We start from the raw sequence: 21,956 nt of genomic DNA on the forward strand, positions 1-21,956 counted from the left end.
AGGTTTTTAAAGGGTTAACACATGGCTGCTACCAACTGTTAGCAAGTGTAGCAGCCATATTTTGACAATCTCAGAGCAGCCAACACCAATGAATATTGTCAGTTTTTTTTCAATATCAACTCAGTTAACTCGACTCATTTTTTTATCACTGATTGCATCTAGCGCACTCTCTGCTGAAGCGATGCAAAATGGACTGTCTCCCTTGGAGGAACCACAAAATAAAAATCCATATCGAGGCAATCGCACGGCAGAAAATATTGGTTATCGGTTATATAAAGCGCACTGTGCCCTCTGTCATGGGGAAAATGCTGTCGCTCAGGGCAAAGCCCCAGATTTACGTTTTTTACCTACAGCAGAAGAGGGGGATGCTTTTTACTTCAAATCCGTGCATGAAGGAAAAAACAGTAGCAATAGCAAAATATCCATGCCGGCTTTCGCAGATAAATTGACCCAAGAGGAAATATGGGCAATTCGTACCTGGTTGGAAACTATACCCAATGGCGATGAGTAATTCTAATCAGTAACATGACATACCGCTTGACTCGAGCCCGATTGTGAGCGCATGAAAGGCTATTGTCTTTTTGTGTTAAGACTAAATCAACGCTTATTCTCAACTTCTTAATCTCTTACAGACTGCTCCTGGCCGTCCTGATTAACCAATGACAAGCCAGCCACCAGCCGGTTTTCTGTATTCATTGACTCGGGTATCAATTCAAAAAATGGGGCAGATTCAAAACGATAATGCATGAATTGCCTTGCTGCGATCACCGTTATTATTTGCCATAATTGATTAATGGGGTGACAACCATGCACCATATTCCCAGGCTAGGTAGCCGTCCTTTGTTGGGCCTGTTGCTGACTTTTCATGCTGCGCTCTATGCAGAGGAAGGTAGCGTGAGCAGTGTGTATGAGGCGATTCATCAGGGTAAATCGGTATCACAATTCCGGTTCCGTTATGAGTATGTAGACCAGGCCAACAAGCCAGACGACGCCAACGCATTAACCTTGCAGTCCTTGCTCGGATGGCAAACCGCGCCTTACAAAGACCTCAGTGTCACGGCGCAATTGATTAATGTGAGCCACCTGAACCAGGATTTTTACGACAATAATATGGGACGCAACCATCCCAGTCAGCTACCGACGGTGCAAGATCCTGAAATCACTGATATTAATCAGTTATTTATTGATTACACCGGCATTCCGCAGAGTAAAGTCCGGCTTGGCAGGCAAATTATCCGTATCGATAATACGCGCTATGTCGGGGATATTATTTTCCGGCAATCGTCTCAAGTGTTTGACGGGCTGACGCTGACCAATCACTCGCTGGCCAACACTGAATTTTTAGTTGGGCATTATGAGCATTTGCGCCAGTCTACAGGCAAATACCGCAATACTAACTTTGATATCGCGCATGCCAGTTATCAGTATGCACCCAAGGCAAGTGTCACCGCTTACGGCTACTTTATGGATCAGCCTGACACAGGACAAAATACCGGCGTCCTGAATAATTCGCATAAGGATATCGGCTTGCGTTTTGATGGGGCGATCGATTTGCATGCTGACTGGCGCTGGCTACATACGCTGGAGCTGGCCCATCAAACGGCTTACCAAGGCGGTGCCAGCGCTATTGATGTGTCTTACCGTAGAATGGGGTTAGGATTAGGCTACAAACAATGGTTTGCCAGAGTGGATCAGGAAATTCTATCCAGTAACCACGGGTTGTATGCATTTCAAACGCCATTTGCGACCTTGCACCCTTTTCAGGGTTGGACGGATTTGTTTACCACCACCCCTAGACAAGGCATGATAGACCGCTATCTGACAGTGGGCGGTAAGTTTGACCAGTGGACCTTGCATACGGAGTGGCACACCCTCTTTGCCGATCAGCGCTATCAGACGCCTCGTGGCATGGGAGACCATTATGGTAACGAGTGGGATTTTTCCTGTGCTTATCAATACACGCCAAAGTTGCAGGCCAAGTTTGAATACGCGCGCTTTTATGAGGACGACACGTTAGGCAGCAGTCTCAACGCAGCTTCACGTAAACCGGATACCACTAAAAGCTGGTTGACGATGCTGTACCAGTTTTAATCGCTGGCTGGTCTGTGGTTGTGTGCAGCAGAGGGCAATGGGTCAAAAGATGTACTGGTTTTAATCAAGCGGCACTCGTCACCTTGAGCGTTTCAGGTGCCTTGATCAGTGTCTTGAAGTTGCTGTAAGGCATGGGCTTATAAAAGTAATAGCCCTGCACCAGCTTGCATGACGTGGTGTTCAAGAAGTTTAATTGCTCCAGCGACTCTATGCCTTCAGCCACCACTTCAAAGTGCAGGATCTCGGCCAGTTTGACAATCGCTTTAACCAGTTCGGTATTGTCTAGATGCAAGGGAATATCGTTCATAAACGCCCGGTCTATCTTGATCTGGCTAATCGGGTATTTGGTCAGGTAGCTCAGTGAGGAGTAGCCGGTGCCAAAATCGTCTAGCGAGATGGTGATGCCCAATGCGGCAATTTGTAGCAGGGTTTTGAGGACCTCTTCACTTTTCTCTAACAGTACAGATTCGGTAATCTCCAGCTTGATCCAGGCGGGTTTGCATTCCCAATGATTCAGCTGGTATTGCAAGTGATCAAAAAAGAAGGGCGCCTGGATTTGGTGTGAAGATAAATTGATTGAAATTGGGATGATGTCATGGCGGGATTGATTGATTTCAACGGCATAGCTCATGCCTTGGCCCAAAATCCAGTCGCCAATTTCCAGAATCTGCCCGTTGCGTTCAGCCACCGGGATAAACTTGTCGGGCGGGATAAAGCCTTTTAATGGATGTTTCCAGCGGATCAAGGCCTCGGCACCCGCAATCCGGTTGTCACGGATATCCACTTGCGGTTGCAGATAAACCTCAAACTCCTTGTTTTCCAGCGCATGCGATAGCGCGTTCTCCATTTCAATATAATCCAGCGATTCCTGCAAAAAGCCAGGGGCAAAAAACAGGTACTGCTGTAGCGTTTTTTCCGCTTTGGTGGCTGCCAGCGTGGTATAGGGGACCAGCAATTTGTAATTCTCGGTGTCTTGCGGCAGCTTCATGATCCCGGCATAGGTTTTGATCTTGATGGTGCGGATGCCCAGTGAGTAGGGGGCTTGCAAGCGGGCAAGCAATGTCTCAATTTCGGCAACCAGCGTTTTATCATCGCCGCACTCCTCCCTGACCCAAAGAAAACTAGAGTACGCCACGCGCGCAATCAGACTATTTGACACGGTCTTCTCCTGCAGTCGTGCCAAAAGCTGCCGCAACAACTCAGTGGTATTGGTTGAGCCGATAAACTCGGACAGCTCTTCTAAAGATTGCACCCGGATCAAGGTTGCAACCACAGGTTGATCTACTTTAAACGACTGCGGGAATTGTTGTAAAAAACCCAGTTTATTCAGTACGCCTGTTTCCTTATCAAACAACAAGGATTGCTGCAGTTTGTACATCAAGCTATTTTCTTGTGCTGGTTGCTGAGGGAGCTGCTTTCCTTCGAGTAAGCCATTGATCACGCTGATAAATTCACTTGGTTCTGAACCCAGTACCGCCATGATTTTCTGATAGGTTTTTTTGCCGGCCACATACAGCACTGCAAGGAGTAAGAGCATGCTGGCCAGATAAATCCCGATATTTGTGAATTCCAGATATTCGAGCGACTTGAACTCTTCTTCCGTTTGCAAAAGATTGGCCGCGAGTGCGTTATCTACGCTCTCTATGGTTGCTTTTCCTGCATGAAATACCGGGGTAAATCGCGTGGTCAATGTCGCAACCGATTTGTCCTGAGGCTGTTGCGCTAACAGCTGTTGGACTTCCTCATTAAACAGCCGGTAATCCTGCTGAATTTTGTTCACCAGTTCCAAATTGCGTGTATTGACGGATGGTTGTTCTTTGAGCTGTTCTACCTTGTTGGTGAGCACATGCATTTTGTTCAATATTTTGGGTAATACATGCTTGCGTTCATATAAATCCTGCGTTCTGAGCGACTCTCTCACATCCGCAATCAGAATCAACGTTTCCGTCCTGACCTCATTCAATGCCTCCATATTGGGGATCAACGTATTCGTGATCACCCCGCGTGAAAAGTAGGTTTGGTGCGTCATCCAGATCAGGCAACCAACGGTCACTGAAATACTGGCGATCATGATAAAGATGAACCGCAATAAGGTTTTTTTGATGTTGATTTCCTGCGTTTTCATGACCAACTCCTTGTTTTAACGTGAAAAACTCACGTTGGCGGTTGTGCACCACTCGTCTCTCTATAACGCCATAAATCGCGCAGGCTTTAGGGTAGTCCCAAGCAGTTGATTAGGGCAAATAAACCCACGCTTATCAGGGGATTAATACACCAGTCAGTCTCTTAAAATTGAGATAAATACATGTCATTTCATCGGCACTACTGTAAGGACCTCATGAATGCAAAACTACTACGATCACACTTCGAGCACCAACGATATGCCTGAATTCCGTCCTGAGGAGTTACAGCAGTTGTGCTTATCGGTGTTACCGCTGTGGGCGGATCAGATTCACGCAGCAAAAACACTGACCAGTAGCTCGATTGATGAGTTGAGCGCGAAGTTTGCCAGCTTGTCGCAAAGTGTACGCGCAGTCACCAGCCATGGGCAGTCTGAGAGTAATGCGCAATTACTTGAGCTGCTTAATTTAAGCCAGGAGCAATTGGCCACGGTGATTGCCTTGCTCAAAACCAGCATTGATGAAAAGCATACCTTGCTAGAGGCCGTGTCTACCTTATCCAGTTATACCAAAGAGCTGCTGGACATGGCAGATATTGTGACACGTATTGCCAAAGAGACCGGCATGGTGGCTGTGAATGCCGCAATTGAGGCCGCACGCGTCGGTGAACGCGGACGTGGTTTTGCGGTGGTGGCCGATGCGGTGAAAAGACTGTCTTCAGATGCGGGCAGGACTGGCTCACATATTTCTGAAACCGTGAACCGTGTCTCGCAAGCGATTAAAAACGTTTCCCAAGTTTCAAAAGAGTTCGAAAAGAAAGATGCGCACACCTTGGTGGAAGCGGAGCAGATTGTGAACACTGTGCTGGATAAATTTGGTCATACCGCCAACGAGGTGGTGCAGGAGAGCCAGCAGATGATTAACGAAAGCCAGCACGTTGCGCAGGAAATTGACCAAGTGCTGTATTCATTGCAGTTTCAGGACCGCGTCAGCCAGATGCTCAGCCATGTGCAGCAGGATATCGAGAAACTGAACCACAGAGTCGATGATGTCAATGGCCTGGGCAGTGTCGATGAATGGTTGAAGGAGCTCAAATCCACTTACACCATGCGTGAGCAAACCCAGATTCATGACAAACGCTCGAAGCCCGCTTCTAAGTTTGGCAAAAAAACTTTTGGTGCCAGCCCCCCTCCAGCCAGCACCAGCAACGATGCAGATGACATCACTTTCTTTTAAATGCTTTAGATAATAAGGATATCGCCATGGCAAAAACCATACTTATTGTAGATGACTCTTCTTCTTTGCGGTCCGTGGTCGGGACTGCCCTCAAAGGCGCCGGTTACGATGTGATCGAAGCCGAAGACGGTAAAGACGCGCTCACCAAGTTAAACGGGCAAAAAATCCATCTCATCATCAGTGATGTCAACATGCCCAATATGAACGGCATTGAGTTTCTCAAAGCCAGCAAGCAAATCCCGGCGTACAAATTCACGCCAGTGATCATGCTCACCACCGAGAGCGCCGAAGAGAAAAAAATGCAAGGCCAGGCCGGCGGTGCCAAGGCTTGGATGGTGAAACCTTTCCAACCACCACAACTATTAAACGCAGTTTCCAAACTGGTACTGCCATAGGGTTGGACCAGTTTTAAGCGATCCGTCGATTTTTTATCTCAGGGAGTTCCAATATGCCAGTCATGATTGATACCAATGAAGCGCGTTGTGCGCTGACCTTTAGTGGCGAACTAAATATTTACAACGCGGCGGAAACCATGGCCGAAGTCAAGGCCGCGCTGAGCAAAACGGTGCCGCTGCATCTTGATCTGGCAGAGGTTGATGAAGTGGATGCGGCAGGTCTGCAGATTTTGATGGCGATCCGCTTGCATGCACTCTCCCATGGGCTGGCGTGTCAGCTTGAGAACCCTAGCGATGCGGTGATGGCGTTGATCGAGCTTTCTGACACTGCGGGCTTCTTTGGCATTACCCAAGTGCTCACTGAAGAGGCTGCTTAAGCCCATATTCGAGGATAAAACACGATGGAACTAGATGAATCCCTGCAGATTTACATTATTGAAAGCCGCGATTTGTTGCAGCAAATGGAAGAGGCTTTGCTGACGCTGGAGCAAAATCCAGAAGACGAAGAGAAAATTAATGCCATCTTCCGTGCGGCACATACCATTAAAGGTTCGGCTGGCTTGTTTGGCCTGGATTTTATTATCAGCTTTACGCATGTGGCGGAAAGCGTACTGGATAAGGTTCGCAATGGTGAAATCCCGGTCACCGAAGAAATCGTCGCCCTGTTTCTGGAAGTCGGCGATTTTATCAGCAAACTGATTGATCATGTCGCCGAGGGGACTACCCCTGACGCCGATACCCTGGTGGTCAATGATGGCCTGATTAACCGCCTGAATGTTTATTTGGGTGCGCCTAGTGCAACTGCAGCTGCATTGCCTGTTGCCTCACAGCATGAGGCTTCAGGTGTGGTGGAAAGCTTGGATGGTGTAGAAACCAGCTGCTGGCATATCTCGTTAAGATTTGGGCCTGACACTTTCCGCAGTGGCATGGATCCTTTCAGTTTCCTGCGCTACATGAACACCATGGGCAAGATAGTGCATGTCGCGACCATCACCCAGGCATTGCCATCTCTGGAAGAAATGGATGCTGAGAGTTGTTACCTGGGCTTTGAAATCAGCTATGAAAGTCAGGCAAGTAAAGTTGAAATAGAAAGTATTTTTGATTTTGTTCGTGACGATTGTGACATTCATATCCTGCCACCGCACAGCCAGGTTCAGCACTATATTGACCTGATTGACCGCCTCTCGAATGAAGAAATGAAGCTAGGCGAGATCTTGGTCAAGTGTGGCACCTTGACGCCAACAGAGCTTGAAGCGGCGCTTGCCAAACAGGCTGATGTTGCAGCGGTTGATAAACAACCGATTGGCCAAACGCTCGTCAATGAGCAACTAGTACAGCCAGCGGTGGTGAATGCGGCGCTTGAAAAACAACGCCAGGTCAAAGAAACCAAAAATTCAGAATCCAACTTTATCCGCATTGATGCCAACAAGCTCGATGAACTGATTAACCTGGTAGGTGAGCTGATCATCGCCGGTGCCGGTGCTACCCTGATTGCTGACAGAATAGGCGACAGCGCCATGAACGAGGCCACTTCCAATATTGCTACATTGGTAGAGCAAGTGCGTGACTCAGCACTGGCGCTGCGTATGGTGCAAATCGGTGCCACGTTCAGCCGCTTTAACCGCGTCGTACGCGATGTGAGCAAGGAGCTGGGTAAAGATATCCGCCTGGAAATCAGTGGCGAAGAGACCGAACTCGATAAAACCGTGGTGGAAAAAATCAGTGATCCGCTCACCCATCTGGTGCGTAACTCCATGGACCACGGTATTGAATCTGCCGAAGCGCGTGTCGCTAAAGGCAAGCCCGCTTATGGCACGCTCAAGCTTAACGCTTTCCACGATTCAGGCAGTATTGTGATTGAGGTCAGTGATGATGGCGCAGGCCTTAATCGCGACAAGATCCTGGCCAAAGCCATAGACAAAGGCTTGGTATCTGCAGAACAGTCACTCAGCGACAAAGATATTTATAACCTTATTTTTGAAGCAGGTTTTTCAACGGCAGATGCCGTGAGTAACCTGTCTGGCCGCGGCGTGGGCATGGATGTGGTCAAGCGCAATATTCAGGCCTTACGCGGCACCATAGACATTCAATCCACGCCAGGGCTGGGATGCACAATGAGCATCCGCCTGCCGCTAACGTTGGCGATTATTGACGGTTTCCTAGTAGGGGTCGCAGATTCCTCCTATGTGGTGCCATTGGACATGGTGGTGGAATGTATCGAATTGTCGGCTGAAGATTACGCGTCTTCAGTCAGCGATAAACGTAACTTTATTAACCTGAGGGGCGAGGTATTGCCTTACCTCAAGCTCAGGGATGAGTTCGAATGTAAAGGGGAACCTCCCACACGGCAAAACATCGTCGTCATGCAGTACGCAAATCAAAAAATAGGATTAGTGGTGGATAAGTTAATTGGTGAATTCCAGACCGTGATTAAACCCCTAGGCAAGGTGTTTGAGCATGTGAAAGGTATTGGCGGCTTCACCATTCTAGGCTCAGGCAGTGTGGCACTGGTATTGGATGTGCCGCGCATGATGCAACTGGCCAATATGGAAAGCATAAAAGAACAGGCGCTGGCGGAAGGTTAAGTAACCATTCGCCAAGCGGTTTAGCCAAACAATTTATTGATTAAAGAAAGCGGGTTTGTAATGAAAGTTTCTCACAAGATCTCCCTCATGATTGCCATCGCAATCCTTGGATTATTCAGTTTGATCGGCCTCAGCTACAACGGTATCGAAAAAGTATTTGATGCCACCAATATGTCAAACGTGAATTCAATTCCAAGCATCAATACATTGAATGAAGTGATGAAGCGGTTTAGTCAATTGCGAGTCCGCGTTTATCGTCACGTTCTGAACACTGACGCAAGCGCCATGACTAGCATTGAGCAAGCGATCAATGACGCCAAGCAAGGCGTTGAAAGCGGGCTCACAAAATATGGCAATGAATATATTGCTGACGCCAAGGATAAAGAGCTTTTGGATAAGGTTCGTAAAGGTTACGAGGCTTATTTGCCTGGGGTGAATGAGGTCATTAAATTTTCAAGAGACGGTAAGCAAAAAGAAGCGTTGGCTGTGCTGACCTCAAACGCAAAAGTCGCTGAAGAGTTGAACAATGCCATTGATGAACATATGGCTTATAACCAGGCACTCGCTAAATCTTCAGCCGAAAATGCCTTGGAAATCAAAGCAGGCGCAGTTAAAACAGGTCTTATTATTGGCGGCCTGATTTCATTAACCGTGTTGGCGTTGGCATTTTTTATCATCCGATCCATCACCCGCCCTTTGAACAATGCCGTGATTTCTGCCAATGCGATTGCCAATGGTGATTTAACCCAAAAGGTTGAAGTGACCTCTAATGATGAAATTGGCCAGATGATGGCTTCGATGAAGACCATGTCCGAAAAAATCAGCAATGTCATTAATGAGATCAAAGCCTCTGCCGACAACATTGCCAGTGCCTCCGAGCAAGTGAGTGCGACGGCACAAAGTATCAGCCAGGCCACCAATGAACAGGCGGCCTCGGTAGAAGAAACTTCTGCTTCTGTTGAGCAGATGAGCGCTTCTATTAACCAGAATGCTGAAAACTCCAAAGTGACCGATGGTATTGCCGGTAAAGCCGCGAAAGATGCTAACGAGGGTGGCGCTGCGGTGAAAGATACCGTGATTGCGATGAAGAGCATTGCTGACAAGATCGGCATTATTGATGACATTGCCTACCAGACCAACCTGCTGGCCTTGAATGCGGCGATTGAAGCGGCACGTGCTGGTGAGCATGGTAAGGGCTTTGCCGTGGTCGCGGCCGAAGTGCGCAAACTGGCAGAACGTAGCCAGGTGGCCGCGCAAGAGATTGGTGAGGTGGCGAAAAACTCTGTGGGCTTAGCCGAACGTGCTGGTGATTTGCTGGATGAAATCGTGCCTAGCATCAACAAAACCAGTGACCTGGTGCAAGAGATCTATGCCGCGAGTGAAGAACAAAGCAGCGGTGCCCTACAGATTACGGCGGCCATGAACCAGCTGAGTCAAGTTACGCAGGAAAACGCCAGCTCAAGTGAAGAACTGGCAGCAACAGCAGAAGAAATGAGCGGCCAGGCCGAGCAACTGCAACAACTGATCGGTTACTTCAAAGTCAGTGCCGATGATCAACCCGTCTCTGCGGCGACTAAAAAAGTCATCCAGAAGGCTTCCAAGCCTTTGGTTTCGCGTCCGGCTGCTGCTACGCCATCTAGCGACTATCACAAGATTGATGAGGCACAGTTCGTCAAATTCTAAAGGATATTGACCGTTCAGGTGAGGGCTAGCTAATCGGTTAGCGCTATCAAGCTGGCGGTCTGAGAGAAAGGAAAATTCATGAGTGCAGTCAGTGTGGCAGAGCCACCAAAAACACAGCAAGCAATATTAGAAAACGGGATTCAGCAGTACCTGACCTTTGTCCTCGGGCGAGAGATTTTTGCCCTCAATATTCTCAATATCAAAGAGATTATTGAGTATGGTCAGCTCACTGAAGTGCCCAAAATGCCGGGCTTTATCAGAGGCGTGATTAATCTACGGGGGGCGGTAGTACCCGTAATTGATATGGCGGCTCGGTTTGATAAGCCCAGCGCAGATATTACCCGTAAAACCTGCATTGTGATTATTGAGGTCGCTCATGCAGAAGGGACGCAGGTGGTAGGCGTGATGGTGGATGCCGTGAATGAGGTGGTGGATATCGAGTCTGCCAATATCGAGCCGGCACCCAGTTTTGGCGCCAATATCCGTGCTGATTTTATTGAAGGCATGGGGAAAATTGAAGGCAAGTTTGTGATTATCTTGAATGTAAACAGTGTCTTGTCTGTAGATGAGATCGCAACCTTGGCTGGTACGGTTGAGACGCATCACTAAATGTGGAAAAGGAAGATGAAATGAAAATGACCGTTGCAAAAAAAATGATATTGCTGATTGGTACAGCGGTATTTGGCCTAGTCTTAATCGCCTCTATGGCACAGTATTACCTGGACCAGGTATACAATAAAACCAATTATCTCAATATCAATACCGTGCCCAGCATTATTGTGCTGGATGAGATGTCCAAAGCTTATGCGGATATGCAAGAAACGGTTTATCAGCATATCGTCAATACCGATGACGCGACCATGACACAGTTGGATCGCGTGATTCTGGAATACCGGGCCAAGCTTGATGAAGGCGTTAAGAAGTATGAGTCCGAGAATATCACCGACGATAAAGATCGTAGCTTGATTGAAGGGATTAAGTCTGAGTTGAGAAGTTACGATACAGTACGTGAGCGTGTATTGTCGCTCTCACGTGCTAACAAAATTGATGAGGCACGTAAGGCTGTCTTCGCTGCGAAAGATGACTTCCTGAAAGTTTCACAAGCGATTGAAGCGGATAGAAAATACAACGTGGAAATTGGTCAAAAGGCTTCAAAAGACGCTTCTGACACACAGGCGACCGCTCTACTACTCTCCCGTTCAATCGCCTTGGCTGTGATCGTACTAGCAGCCACCATTGGCTTCTTTATTACCCGTAACCTGCTTAAACAACTAGGCGGTGAGCCAGATTACGCGGCATCTGTGGTCAAAACAGTCGCTTCCGGCGACTACACTGTTCAAGTGGAAACCAAACCCGGCGATACCACTAGTCTGTTGTATTCCATGAAGCAAATGGTGGAACAGTTACTGTCTCAAATCGGTGGTGAGCCCGCTTATGCTGCAGGCATTGTTAAACGCGTGGCAGAAGGCGATTTAACCGTTAAGACAGATTTACGCCCAGGCGATACAACCAGTATTTTGTTTGCCATTGATGGCATGGTGAACCGCCTGACCGGCATTATTTCCGAAGTGCGAGGTTCAGCCGATAACATTGCCAGTGCTTCTGAGCAAGTGAGTGCCACCGCGCAAAGTATCAGCCAGGCGACCAATGAGCAAGCCGCTTCTGTCGAAGAAACCTCTGCTTCCGTTGAGCAGATGAGTGCTTCGATCAACCAGAACACCGAAAATTCTAAAGTCACTGACGGCATTGCTGGTAAGGCGTCTAAAGATGCCAATGAGGGTGGTGCTGCTGTAAAAGACACCGTGGTTGCCATGAAGAGCATCGCCGACAAGATCAGCATCATTGATGACATTGCCTACCAGACCAACCTGCTGGCATTGAACGCAGCGATTGAAGCAGCGCGTGCGGGTGAGCATGGTAAAGGTTTTGCGGTGGTTGCGGCAGAAGTACGCAAGCTGGCAGAGCGTAGCCAGGTCGCTGCGCAAGAGATCGGTGAAGTGGCTAAGAACTCCGTGGGCCTTGCCGAGCGTGCCGGTGACTTGCTAGATGAGATTGTGCCTAGCATCAACAAAACCAGTGATTTGGTACAAGAGATTTATGCCGCGAGTGAAGAACAAAGCAGCGGTGCCTTACAGATTACGGCAGCCATGAACCAGTTGAGTCAGGTGACCCAGCAAAACGCCAGCTCAAGTGAAGAGCTGGCAGCCACGGCAGAGGAAATGAGCGGCCAGGCTGAGCAACTGCAACAACTGATCTCCTACTTTAAGGTAGGTTCCGAAGGCAGTGGTGGTTTTTCAGCCGCAGTGAAAAAGAGCGTTAAAAAAGTGACCACGCCTGCCAGCAGTAAAGCATCACTGCATGTCGCGACTGCGACGGCGGCTGATATTGATGAGTCACAGTTTGTGAAGTTTTAACTTGATCGGGATGGGTGTGGCTGATGTCGGGAAGCATGAGCCACACGGCCAGTCGGCCAGAAGTTTATTCAATCACGGGTGATTATGTTGGGGGAAGCGTTATGTCTATTTTGAACTACAGGGCAGTCAATAAAAGTCGCATTCAGGTGGCGCAGCAATATTTAATGCAGTTAGGTAAAGGGCAGTTGAATCAATCTCTGGACTTAAGTGTTCAAGATGAGTTAAGCCCTCTTTTTTTGCAAATTTACGAGCTGCAACAGCAATTGGCGCACAAACAACAGCTGCTGGATGATTTCATGAATGATCTTAAGCACATGTCCAAAGAGCATGATGCTGGGGATATTGATGTGGTGATGGATGCAGGCAAGTTTGAAGGAGACTTTAAAACCATGGCTGCAGGGGTGAATACCATGGTTGGCGGTCATATTGCGGTGAAGAAAAAAGCCATGGCGGTCATCAAAGCGTTTGGTGAAGGGGATTTTGATGCGCCCATGGAGCAACTCCCTGGTAAAAAAGCGTTTATCAATGACACCATTGAAAAGATGCGTAGCAACCTCAAAGGCTTTATTGCTGACATGAACCATATGTCGAAAGAGCATGATGCCGGGGACATTGATGTGGCGATGAATGCAGGCAAGTTTGAAGGAGACTTCAAAACCATGGCTGCAGGCGTGAATACCATGGTTGGCGGCCACATTGCGGTGAAGAAAAAAGCCATGGCGGTCATCAAAGCCTTTGGTGAAGGTAACTTTGATGCGCCGATGGAGCAATTGCCTGGCAAAAAAGCGTTTATCAACGACACTATTGAAAAGATGCGCAGCAACCTCAAAGGCTTTATTGCCGACATGAGCCATATGTCAAAAGAGCACGATGCGGGTGACATTGACGTAGTGATGAATGCGGACAAGTTCCAGGGCGATTTCAAAACCATGGCGGTGGGCGTGAATACCATGGTTGGCGGCCACATTGCGGTGAAGAAAAAAGCTATGGCTGTGATTAAGGCGTTTGGTGAAGGTAACTTTGATGCGCCCATGGAGCAATTGCCTGGCAAAAAAGCCTTTATCAACGACACCATTGAAAGCATGCGCAGTAACCTTAAAGGTTTTATTGCAGACATGAACCATATGTCCAAAGAGCACGATGCCGGGGATATTGATGTGGTCATCAATGCAGATAAATTCCAAGGCGATTTCAAAACCATGGCAGTCGGGGTGAATACCATGGTTGGCGGCCACATTGCAGTGAAGAAAAAAGCCATGGCTGTGATTAAGGAGTTTGGCGAGGGTAACTTTGACGCGCCGATGGAGCAATTGCCTGGCAAAAAAGCCTTTATCAATGACACCATTGAAATGGTCCGCAGCAATATGAAAGCCATGTCAGGTGAAATCAATATGCTGATTGAGGCCGCCTCACAAGGCAACCTGACCGTACGTGCAGATTCCAACTTGTATAAGGGCGATTACCGCAAGATGGTGCAAGGCCTCAATGACATGCTGGATAACATTGTCAATCCACTGGTAGAGGTGATGGCATTGATGAAAGAGGTTGAGCAAGGCGATTTGACTCAACGTATCGACAATGAATACCAAGGCCAGCTCGAAGAGCTGAAGCTGTCTGTGGTGAATACAGTAGAGCGCCTGATGCAAGTGATTGTGGAGGTCAGGGGTTCTGCTGACAACATTGCCAGCGCTTCTGAGCAAGTGAGTGCAACGGCGCAAAGTATTAGCCAAGCGACCAATGAACAAGCGGCTTCTGTCGAAGAAACCTCTGCCTCAGTTGAGCAGATGAGTGCGTCTATTAACCAGAATACCGAGAACTCCAAAGTGACCGATGGCATTGCCGGTAAAGCCGCGAAAGACGCCAACGAAGGCGGCGCAGCCGTGAAAGACACCGTGATTGCCATGAAGAGCATTGCTGACAAGATCAGCATTATTGATGACATTGCCTATCAGACCAATCTGCTGGCCTTGAACGCGGCGATTGAAGCGGCACGTGCAGGTGAGCATGGCAAAGGCTTCGCTGTTGTTGCGGCAGAAGTACGCAAGTTGGCTGAGCGTAGCCAAGTCGCTGCACAAGAGATTGGTGAAGTCGCCAAGAACTCAGTGAGCCTGGCAGAACGTGCCGGTGACTTGTTGGATGAGATTGTGCCTAGCATCAACAAAACCAGTGACCTGGTACAAGAGATTTCTGCGGCCAGTGAAGAGCAAAGTAGTGGTGCAGAGCAAATTACAGCAGCCATGAATCAACTCAGCCAGGCTACGCAACAAAATGCCAGCTCCAGTGAAGAGCTGGCGGCGACAGCAGAAGAAATGAGTGGCCAGGCCGAGCAACTGCAGCACTTAATCGCTTTTTTTAAAGTGGGCGCCGAGCATCACGCCGTTGCGGGATCCGAGCGACCAAAAGCAAAGTCTATGGCGAGCAGAGCAGTAGCGAGCAAACCCACCATTAGCTCAACCATGCCCATGGCTAATAAAACGGGTACCTACGGCGGCGGTATTGATGAGGAACAATTCGTGAGGTTTTAAACCTTGAGAGGAGCACACTTTGCGGTGTGTCTAGGATGTGTTTAGAACTGAAAACAGAGGATAGAAAAATGAGCGAATTGGTGGTTGCAAAGCAAGCAAAGCATCCCTTGGACGGCATGACAGGGGTGCAGCAGTATTTGACGTTTATGCTCGGGCACGAAGTGTTTGCACTGAATATTCTCAACGTTAAAGAGATTATTGAGTATGGGCAGCTCACTGAAGTGCCCAAAATGCCTGCGTTTATTCGAGGAGTAATTAATTTGCGTGGTGCGGTGGTTCCTGTGATTGATATGGCAGCACGGTTTGACAAGCCAACGGCGGACATCACGCGCAAAACCTGTATTGTGATTATTGAGGTTGCGCATGCTGAGGGAACACAAGTGGTCGGCATGATGGTGGATGCGGTCAATGAGGTGGTGGATATTGAGGCTGGCAATATTGAGCCGGCGCCGAGTTTTGGTGCCAATATCCGCGCTGATTTTATTGAAGGCATGGGCAAGATCGAGGGTAAGTTTATTATTTTACTCAACGTGAACAAGGTATTGTCTGTCGATGAGGTCTCTAGTCTGGCGACTGGCGCCGCTTTGGCGAATTAACGCTTGAAGCAAGTGAGAGATTGGAAACTAATCGCTAGTCTGATAAACATTGGCGAGTTAAAGGGTAAATAAGATGGATCAGATTGAATCATTAACCGTCAAAGAGTTTGGCTTGTTTAAAAGCTTTATTTACTCACAAGCAGGCATTGCCCTGTCTGACGTTAAAAAACCGTTGGTGAGTGGCCGGCTCAGCAAGCGCCTGCATTTTCATAAACTGCATTCATTCACGCAGTATTACAAGTTGATTAATGATCCGGCCAATGCGACGGAAAAACAGATTGCGATTGATTTGCTCACCACCAATGAAACCCATTTCTTCCGTGAGCCCAAGCATTTTGATTTTTTTACGGATGTCATTTTGCCTAAACGCAGTAAGGGCAAGCCTTTCCGGGTCTGGAGTGCGGCCTGCTCCTCTGGGGAGGAACCGTACACCATCGCCATGCTGTTGGACGAGCACCTAGGTAAAGAGCCATGGGAAGTGGTGGCTTCTGATTTGAGTACCAAGGTATTACACCAGGCACAAACCGGTTGCTACAACATGCAGCGCGCGTCTGAGATCCCCAGGCAATACTTGACCAAGTATTGCCTGAAAGGCACCGGCGATCACGAAGGTGAATTGCTGATGGTCAAGGAGTTGCGTCAGCGTATCAAGTTTTTGCAGGTTAACCTGACCAAGCCTTATCCTGATCTCGGCCAGTTTGATGTGATCTTTTTGCGTAACGTGATGATTTATTTTGATGTAGAGACCAAGCGCCAGATCACTGACCAAATGCTGCCGCTGCTTAAAAATGACGGTTATTTCATGATCAGTCATTCCGAGAGCTTGAATGGGGTGACAGACAAATTCACCTCTGAAGCCCCCTCTATTTATAAAAAAAGCACTTAATGATTGCTTATGTTGATGCGTACTGAGCCTGCATTGTGTTTTGGGTTGGTGGAGAAAAAGCCGGAAGAGGTTTTTGAGGTATTTTTGCAGCCTGGCGAATGGTATTGGGGCGATGCCGATACCAGAATCCGTACCATCCTCGGCTCCTGTGTGGCTGTGACCATCTGGCACCCTGAGAAGCGTGTGGGTGGCATGTGCCATATCCTGTTGCCGCAACGTCAGGCGACGCAAAAGAAAAGTCATCAGGCCCTTGCTGGCAAGTCTGCAAAATATGCGGATGAGGCGCTCGCTTTAATGATGGACGAAATGGCCAAGCTGAAAATTCGATCTAAAGATTGCCAGGTGAAGGTGTTTGGCGGCAGCAATATGTTTCCCCAATTGCAAATACAGCAAAAAAACAATATTGGAGACCGGAATCTGCATGCTGTCCTCATGCATCTGGATGAACATGGATTTCAAATTCACGCCAATCATTATGGGGGTGAAGACTCGCGGTATATTATTTTTGATATCTGGAGCGGGTTTGCCTGGGTAAAAAGCCGGGTCTAAGAACGGATTGCTAATATGAAAAAAATCAGAGTAATGATCGTGGATGATTCTGCTGTTGTCAGAAAAGTCCTCGCCGAAAAAATTGCAAAGTCGTCAGAGATAGAGGTGATTGCCGCGGCCTCTGACCCGATTTTTGCCATGGACAAAATGATGAAAGATTGGCCGGATGTGGTGATTCTGGATGTGGAAATGCCCAGGATGGATGGCATTACCTTTCTCAAGAAAATCATGGCACAACGCCCGACGCCGGTGATTATCTGCTCGACGCTAACCGAGAAGGGGGCTGAAACCACCATTCAGGCCTTGGCCGCCGGGGCGGTGAGCATTGTGACCAAACCCAAAGCCGGATTGAAAGACTTTTTAGAAGATGATGCCAATGACATCATCAATGTGATCAAAGTGGCGGCAAAGGCCAACCTGAAACGCATTGTGCACACCGAGCCGGTAGCCAAGGTCGCCCCCAAGCTGACTGCAGATGCTGTACTTGCTGCGACAAGTCGCGCCATGGCACAAACCACCGAGGGAATTGTTGCAATTGGGACCTCAACAGGCGGCACGCAAGCATTGGAGGCCGTGCTGACCTCGTTACCACGTGTTTGTCCTGGCATGGTGATCGTGCAACATATGCCTGAAAACTTCACTGCGGCATTTGCCAAACGCCTGAATGAACTGTGCGAGATTGAAGTCAAGGAAGCCGCCCATGGCGATCGTGTGATTGCCGGCCGCGCTTTGATTGCGCCTGGTGGCAAACATATGCTGCTTAAACGCAGTGGTGCGCAATATCATGTTGACGTGATTGATGGCCCGCTGGTGAGTCGCCATCGCCCCTCGGTGAATGTGCTATTTCGCTCGGTTGCCCAGCAGGCCGGTAAGAATGCCCTGGGCATCATTATGACCGGCATGGGGGATGATGGCGCTCAAGGTCTCAAAGAGATGCGCGATGTTGGTGCAAAAACGCTAGGGCAAGATGAAAGAAGCTGTGTGGTTTATGGCATGCCTAAAGAGGCAAACAAACTGGGCGCTGTTGAGCGAGAGGTGTCACTGGCAAAAATTCCCCAAGAGATTGTGACGTATGGGAGCGGGCGGTAAGGTGAAAGCGTTGATTGTAGACTCTTCAAAGTCAACCAGAAGAATATTGTCTTCTTTATTGAAAGAATACGAGATTGAGGTGAAAGAGGCGGTGAGTCCTGCCCAGGCAATGGAAATGCTAGATGGATGGCCGGTGGATTTGCTCTTGTTTTCTTATCAGCATAAAGCCATGCATGGCATTGATTTTTTCAAGGCACTGCCTCTAAAAACGCGCACGCGCTGTGTGAGCTTGTTGATGGTGTCCACCGCAATGCAGAAAGTGGCGCATGAAGCCATTGAGGCTGGCATTACTGCCTGTTTTAGTAAATTAAATATCGCGTCTTTGAATGTTTTTATTCGGAATTTTGCGCAATTCAAGCGTAATAAACTGCAAGGAAAAGTGCTATTAATTGAAGATAGCCCGGCCGTTTTAAAAGTCTACAGTGACCGTTTAGAGCACATGGGGCTCGCTTGTGACTGTTGTGCGGATGCAGAAGAGGCCATTCAGCATATTGGTAAAAAAAATTATGACCTGGTCATCACTGACTTCAATTTAGCAGGATTGGGCGACGGATTTTCCGTGATTAGCGCCGTCAGAAGCTCTCTTGATGCGGCAACAGCGTGTGTGCCGATATTGGCTATTTCAGGATTAAATAGTCCCGCCAGACGCACGCAGTTGTTACTCAATGGTGCCAATGACTTTTATTCAAAAGACTCTTCTCTGGAGGAGTTTGAAATCAGGGTGAAGCATTTACTTGAGAACTACCATCTATTACTCACTTATGAAAAGCAATATCAGTCCATGCAAGCCCTGGCAACGCATGATGCATTGACCAAGCTCTATAACAGGCATTATCTGCGTAGCGTACAAGAGCAAGTCATTGCCGAGGCTAACCAGTATTTCACACCCCTATCCTTAATTGTGGCCGATGTCGATTTCTTTAAACGGATTAATGACACCTATGGGCATAAAATTGGGGATGAGGTCCTTGCCGCAGCAGGCGCTTTATTTGCACATTTTTTTGCCAATGATTTATGTTTTCGTATAGGCGGCGAAGAGTTCCTGGTGATTTTGAAAAATTCAACCATGCTGGCTGCGACTAAGAGTGCTCAAAGTTTTTGCGCCTTTTTTGCAAGCCAACATTTATCCGGATTAAATGTCACCATCAGTGCTGGCGTGGCTTCGTATCATGCTGGCGATGACTTTGAGCATCTTTTCGCGCGTGCTGATGGTGCGCTTAGCAAGGCTAAGCATTCAGGTCGAAACCAAGTGGTACTTGATCAATCTTTAAATTTGCAGCCTTTAATGGCCTGATGATCAGTGATCTGATCATTGCTTAATTGTTAACTTATGATGGGGCCTTACAGTGCGTGTATTTAGTTATTTCATCGTTTTACTTTCTATGACCTTTGCAAGTCTGGTGCGGGCCGAGGTGGAAGAAGACGGCCGCTATTGGCTCAATATTTATGCCCAAGGCAAATTGCCGGTAGAAAACTTATACTGGAGCATGGATACGCATCCGCGCTGGCGCGATGAAGGCAAACATTTTGATACCTTGATTTTACGTCCGTCCATTTTTTACAAAGTGACGCCCAAAGCCAGTGTGTGGTTGGGTTACGACACGATTATCAACCATCCGGCAGGCGGTTCGGCGTATCAAGAAAACCGCTTGTGGCAACAGTTTTCTTACCAGTTTGACCCGATTGGCGGGGTGAATCTGAGTAGCCGTTCAAGGCTGGAAAACCGCGAGCGCGAAGATTTTAGCCAGCATGCTTACCGTTGGCGGCAAATGCTGCGTGCCAGCTTGCCATCCAGCTTGAACCCACAATTGTCCTGGGTGGTGTATGACGAATTGTTCATCAACTTTAACGATACGCACTGGGGCCCGCGCAAAGGCTTTGACCAGAACCGCTTGTTTCTGGGCATCAACTGGAAGTTTAATGATTTTAGTAATGCGGATGTCGGCTACCTGAACCAGTTTGTGAATACCAAAACCGTAGACCGTGAAAATCATGTGTTGATGACGGCGATCCGTTTTAATTTCTAGTGGAATGTGCCGTTAATGTATTTGAGGATGAAACACTGGGGATGGCTGCTGGGGATGGCGGCCGGTTTGTTACCCGTGGCCGGGTGGACTGAAGAAGCGCCAGCACCCTTGATGTTGGCAGCGGCAGAGACACCTGCGCCGTTAACTTTAAGCGGCTATCTGGAAACGTATTATGTACGTGATTTTAATGATCCGCCCAACCATAAACGGCCAGATTTTATTTTTAGCCACAACCGGGCCAATGTGTTGAGTGTCAACCTGGCCATGCTGAAAGCCAGTTTGAATACGCAACGGCTACGCGGTAACCTGGCGCTGGCTTCGGGCAGTTATATGCGCGCCAATTACGCCGCAGAGCCTAAGGATTTGCAGAACATTTTTGAGGCCAATGTGGGTGTTAAGCTGTCTGACAGTCACGACCTTTGGTTAGATGCCGGGGTGATGCCCTCGCATTTGGGCTTTGAAAGTGCGGTGGGCACCGAAAACTGGACATTGACGCGGGGCCTGATGGCAGAGAATTCGCCGTATTTTGAAACAGGGGCTAAGGTCAGTTATACCTCTGCGGATGGCAAATGGATGGCGAGCGGCTTGTTACTCAATGGCTGGCAGCGTATCCGTGCGCCGCAAGGCAATACCACGCCGTCGATTGGACATCAGTTGACGTACAAGCCGAATGATCGCGTGACGCTCAATAGCAGTTCGTTTATCGGCAATGACAAGTCTGACCGTGACCGCCAGATGCGTTATTTTCATGACTTTTATGGCATCTTCAAGCTGGATGAGCAGTGGAGCCTGATCACCGCGTTTGATATTGGTGCCGAAGAAAAACCGCCAGGGGCGGGGGATGGCTACCATGTGTGGCTTGCCCCGGCGCTATTGGCTAAATACCAGTACTCCAGCCAACTGAGCTTTACCGGACGGCTGGAGTATTATCAGGATAAGCACGGTGTGATTATTAACACCGGTACGCCGCATGGGTTTAAAACCATGGGTTACTCGGTTAATGCGGATTATAAGGTGTGTCCGCGTGTGACCTTGCGCGCCGAGCTGCGGCAGTTGCAAAGCCGGGATGCCATTTTTAATGAATCCGGTGATCGGCAGACGGATCAAAGCTTGACCGCTACTACCGCCGTCGCCATACAGTTTTAACCATGTCCCCCTGAGGGCAAGCGGGACCGTGGTATGCCATCATGCATGCGGCGAGTCTTCCGCTAACAATATCAGGGTTTATGAGTCCAAGTGAGGAAGCAGTGATGAGTACAGCGACACAAAACAGCAATCCGGAGAGCGCAAGCGCCAAACAGACGGCAGGGGAATACCTGACCTTTATTCTTGGTAACGAGCAATACGGCATTGATATCCTCAAGGTGCAGGAAATCCGCGGCTATGATCCCGTCACCCATATTGCCAATATGCCGGCATTCATCAAGGGCGTGGTCAATCTGCGCGGCAAAATCGTGCCGATTGTCGATTTGCGCATCAAGTTTGACCTGGGCGAGGTGGTGTATAACGAGTTCACCGTGGTTATTATCTTGAACCTCAGTGGCCGTATTGTCGGCATCGTGGTGGATGGCGTGTCTGATGTGCGCGAGTTGTTTGAAGAAAATCTGCGTGAAATGCCCACCCTGGTGACGCGGATTAATACGAATTATGTGATTGGCCTGGCGACGGTAGAGAGCGAAATGATTATCCTGGTGGATATCGAGCGCTTGATGACCAGTGATGAAATGGAGTTGTTGGACAAGCCTGCTGAGTAAACGGTG

General features: G+C 48.5%; 19 protein-coding genes. 18 read left to right on the top strand and 1 reads right to left on the bottom strand.

What is annotated here, in order from left to right; genetic code table 11:
• Positions 1–88 precede the first annotated feature (88 nt).
• Together ACIDF8_RS06330 and ACIDF8_RS06335 are read left to right on the top strand one after the other, a co-directional pair.
• Positions 89–511, top strand: coding sequence for a c-type cytochrome (locus ACIDF8_RS06330; RefSeq protein ID WP_412009775.1), 423 nt, complete (start codon positions 89–91; stop codon positions 509–511).
• Between the two features lie 296 nt (positions 512–807).
• Positions 808–2,091, top strand: a complete 1,284-nt coding sequence (locus tag ACIDF8_RS06335) for an alginate export family protein (RefSeq protein ID WP_412009776.1) — start codon at positions 808–810, stop codon at positions 2,089–2,091.
• 64 nt (positions 2,092–2,155) lie between these two features.
• Here ACIDF8_RS06335 and ACIDF8_RS06340 read toward each other — a convergent pair whose 3' ends face one another.
• Positions 2,156–4,216, bottom strand: coding sequence for a putative bifunctional diguanylate cyclase/phosphodiesterase (locus ACIDF8_RS06340; RefSeq protein WP_412009777.1), 2,061 nt, complete (start codon positions 4,214–4,216; stop codon positions 2,156–2,158).
• A 217-nt stretch (positions 4,217–4,433) separates the two neighbouring features.
• Between ACIDF8_RS06340 and ACIDF8_RS06345 the strand changes: the two genes are divergently transcribed.
• From ACIDF8_RS06345 to ACIDF8_RS06420, 16 genes are all read left to right on the top strand, one after another.
• Complete coding sequence (locus ACIDF8_RS06345) at positions 4,434–5,447, top strand: methyl-accepting chemotaxis protein (RefSeq protein ID WP_412009778.1); 1,014 nt, start codon at positions 4,434–4,436, stop codon at positions 5,445–5,447.
• Between the two features lie 26 nt (positions 5,448–5,473).
• Positions 5,474–5,842, top strand: coding sequence for a response regulator (locus ACIDF8_RS06350; RefSeq protein ID WP_049637930.1), 369 nt, complete (start codon positions 5,474–5,476; stop codon positions 5,840–5,842).
• 53 nt (positions 5,843–5,895) lie between these two features.
• Complete coding sequence (locus ACIDF8_RS06355; RefSeq protein WP_412009779.1) at positions 5,896–6,219, top strand: STAS domain-containing protein; 324 nt, start codon at positions 5,896–5,898, stop codon at positions 6,217–6,219.
• A gap of 24 nt (positions 6,220–6,243) precedes the next feature.
• Positions 6,244–8,427, top strand: coding sequence for a chemotaxis protein CheA (locus ACIDF8_RS06360; RefSeq protein ID WP_412009780.1), 2,184 nt, complete (start codon positions 6,244–6,246; stop codon positions 8,425–8,427).
• A 60-nt stretch (positions 8,428–8,487) separates the two neighbouring features.
• Positions 8,488–10,110 carry a methyl-accepting chemotaxis protein gene (locus ACIDF8_RS06365; RefSeq protein ID WP_412009781.1) on the top strand — a complete coding sequence of 541 codons (1,623 nt, stop codon included), beginning with the start codon at positions 8,488–8,490 and terminating at the stop codon, positions 10,108–10,110.
• Positions 10,111–10,188: 78 nt separating this feature from the next.
• Entirely contained in the window at positions 10,189–10,719 is a 531-nt protein-coding gene (locus ACIDF8_RS06370) for a chemotaxis protein CheW (protein ID WP_412009782.1), read from the top strand.
• Between the two features lie 20 nt (positions 10,720–10,739).
• On the top strand, positions 10,740–12,524 hold the full coding sequence (locus ACIDF8_RS06375) for a methyl-accepting chemotaxis protein (RefSeq protein WP_412009783.1): 1,785 nt from the start codon (positions 10,740–10,742) through the stop codon (positions 12,522–12,524).
• Positions 12,525–12,625: 101 nt separating this feature from the next.
• Positions 12,626–15,049, top strand: coding sequence for a methyl-accepting chemotaxis protein (locus ACIDF8_RS06380; protein ID WP_412009784.1), 2,424 nt, complete (start codon positions 12,626–12,628; stop codon positions 15,047–15,049).
• Positions 15,050–15,117: 68 nt separating this feature from the next.
• Positions 15,118–15,645, top strand: coding sequence for a chemotaxis protein CheW (locus ACIDF8_RS06385; RefSeq protein ID WP_412009785.1), 528 nt, complete (start codon positions 15,118–15,120; stop codon positions 15,643–15,645).
• 73 nt (positions 15,646–15,718) lie between these two features.
• On the top strand, positions 15,719–16,531 hold the full coding sequence (locus tag ACIDF8_RS06390) for a CheR family methyltransferase (protein ID WP_412009786.1): 813 nt from the start codon (positions 15,719–15,721) through the stop codon (positions 16,529–16,531).
• A gap of 9 nt (positions 16,532–16,540) precedes the next feature.
• Entirely contained in the window at positions 16,541–17,080 is a 540-nt protein-coding gene (locus ACIDF8_RS06395) for a chemotaxis protein CheD (RefSeq protein WP_412009787.1), read from the top strand.
• Positions 17,081–17,095: 15 nt separating this feature from the next.
• Positions 17,096–18,169, top strand: coding sequence for a protein-glutamate methylesterase/protein-glutamine glutaminase (locus ACIDF8_RS06400; RefSeq protein WP_412009788.1), 1,074 nt, complete (start codon positions 17,096–17,098; stop codon positions 18,167–18,169).
• Positions 18,153–19,463 (top strand): diguanylate cyclase, encoded by a 1,311-nt coding sequence (locus ACIDF8_RS06405; RefSeq protein WP_412009789.1) that lies wholly within the window; start codon positions 18,153–18,155, stop codon positions 19,461–19,463. The genes ACIDF8_RS06400 and ACIDF8_RS06405 overlap by 17 nt, the downstream gene beginning before the upstream one ends.
• 52 nt (positions 19,464–19,515) lie before the next feature.
• The gene (locus ACIDF8_RS06410; RefSeq protein WP_412009790.1) at positions 19,516–20,196 is read left to right on the top strand and encodes a DUF2490 domain-containing protein; all 681 of its coding nucleotides are present in this window, start codon (positions 19,516–19,518) and stop codon (positions 20,194–20,196) included.
• Positions 20,197–20,223: 27 nt separating this feature from the next.
• Positions 20,224–21,342, top strand: coding sequence for a porin (locus tag ACIDF8_RS06415; protein ID WP_412009791.1), 1,119 nt, complete (start codon positions 20,224–20,226; stop codon positions 21,340–21,342).
• A gap of 104 nt (positions 21,343–21,446) precedes the next feature.
• Complete coding sequence (locus tag ACIDF8_RS06420) at positions 21,447–21,950, top strand: chemotaxis protein CheW (protein WP_412009792.1); 504 nt, start codon at positions 21,447–21,449, stop codon at positions 21,948–21,950.
• Positions 21,951–21,956: the final 6 nt, after the last annotated feature.

Origin of the sequence: Methylophilus sp. 3sh_L (assembly GCF_046766015.1) — a bacterium.
Taxonomy (GTDB): domain Bacteria; phylum Pseudomonadota; class Gammaproteobacteria; order Burkholderiales; family Methylophilaceae; genus Methylophilus.

Excerpts from the sequence above, each read along its gene's own strand:
- ACIDF8_RS06330 (WP_412009775.1), top strand. The coding sequence starts at position 89 with ATGAATATTGTCAGTTTTTTTTCAATATCAACTCAGTTAACTCGACTC.
- ACIDF8_RS06335 (WP_412009776.1), top strand. The coding sequence starts at position 808 with ATGCACCATATTCCCAGGCTAGGTAGCCGTCCTTTGTTGGGCCTGTTG.
- ACIDF8_RS06340 (WP_412009777.1), bottom strand. The coding sequence starts at position 4,216 with ATGAAAACGCAGGAAATCAACATCAAAAAAACCTTATTGCGGTTCATC.
- ACIDF8_RS06345 (WP_412009778.1), top strand. The coding sequence starts at position 4,434 with ATGCAAAACTACTACGATCACACTTCGAGCACCAACGATATGCCTGAA.
- ACIDF8_RS06350 (WP_049637930.1), top strand. The coding sequence starts at position 5,474 with ATGGCAAAAACCATACTTATTGTAGATGACTCTTCTTCTTTGCGGTCC.
- ACIDF8_RS06355 (WP_412009779.1), top strand. The coding sequence starts at position 5,896 with ATGCCAGTCATGATTGATACCAATGAAGCGCGTTGTGCGCTGACCTTT.
- ACIDF8_RS06360 (WP_412009780.1), top strand. The coding sequence starts at position 6,244 with ATGGAACTAGATGAATCCCTGCAGATTTACATTATTGAAAGCCGCGAT.
- ACIDF8_RS06365 (WP_412009781.1), top strand. The coding sequence starts at position 8,488 with ATGAAAGTTTCTCACAAGATCTCCCTCATGATTGCCATCGCAATCCTT.
- ACIDF8_RS06370 (WP_412009782.1), top strand. The coding sequence starts at position 10,189 with ATGAGTGCAGTCAGTGTGGCAGAGCCACCAAAAACACAGCAAGCAATA.
- ACIDF8_RS06375 (WP_412009783.1), top strand. The coding sequence starts at position 10,740 with ATGAAAATGACCGTTGCAAAAAAAATGATATTGCTGATTGGTACAGCG.
- ACIDF8_RS06380 (WP_412009784.1), top strand. The coding sequence starts at position 12,626 with ATGTCTATTTTGAACTACAGGGCAGTCAATAAAAGTCGCATTCAGGTG.
- ACIDF8_RS06385 (WP_412009785.1), top strand. The coding sequence starts at position 15,118 with ATGAGCGAATTGGTGGTTGCAAAGCAAGCAAAGCATCCCTTGGACGGC.
- ACIDF8_RS06390 (WP_412009786.1), top strand. The coding sequence starts at position 15,719 with ATGGATCAGATTGAATCATTAACCGTCAAAGAGTTTGGCTTGTTTAAA.
- ACIDF8_RS06395 (WP_412009787.1), top strand. The coding sequence starts at position 16,541 with ATGTTGATGCGTACTGAGCCTGCATTGTGTTTTGGGTTGGTGGAGAAA.
- ACIDF8_RS06400 (WP_412009788.1), top strand. The coding sequence starts at position 17,096 with ATGAAAAAAATCAGAGTAATGATCGTGGATGATTCTGCTGTTGTCAGA.
- ACIDF8_RS06405 (WP_412009789.1), top strand. The coding sequence starts at position 18,153 with ATGGGAGCGGGCGGTAAGGTGAAAGCGTTGATTGTAGACTCTTCAAAG.
- ACIDF8_RS06415 (WP_412009791.1), top strand. The coding sequence starts at position 20,224 with ATGAAACACTGGGGATGGCTGCTGGGGATGGCGGCCGGTTTGTTACCC.
- ACIDF8_RS06420 (WP_412009792.1), top strand. The coding sequence starts at position 21,447 with ATGAGTACAGCGACACAAAACAGCAATCCGGAGAGCGCAAGCGCCAAA.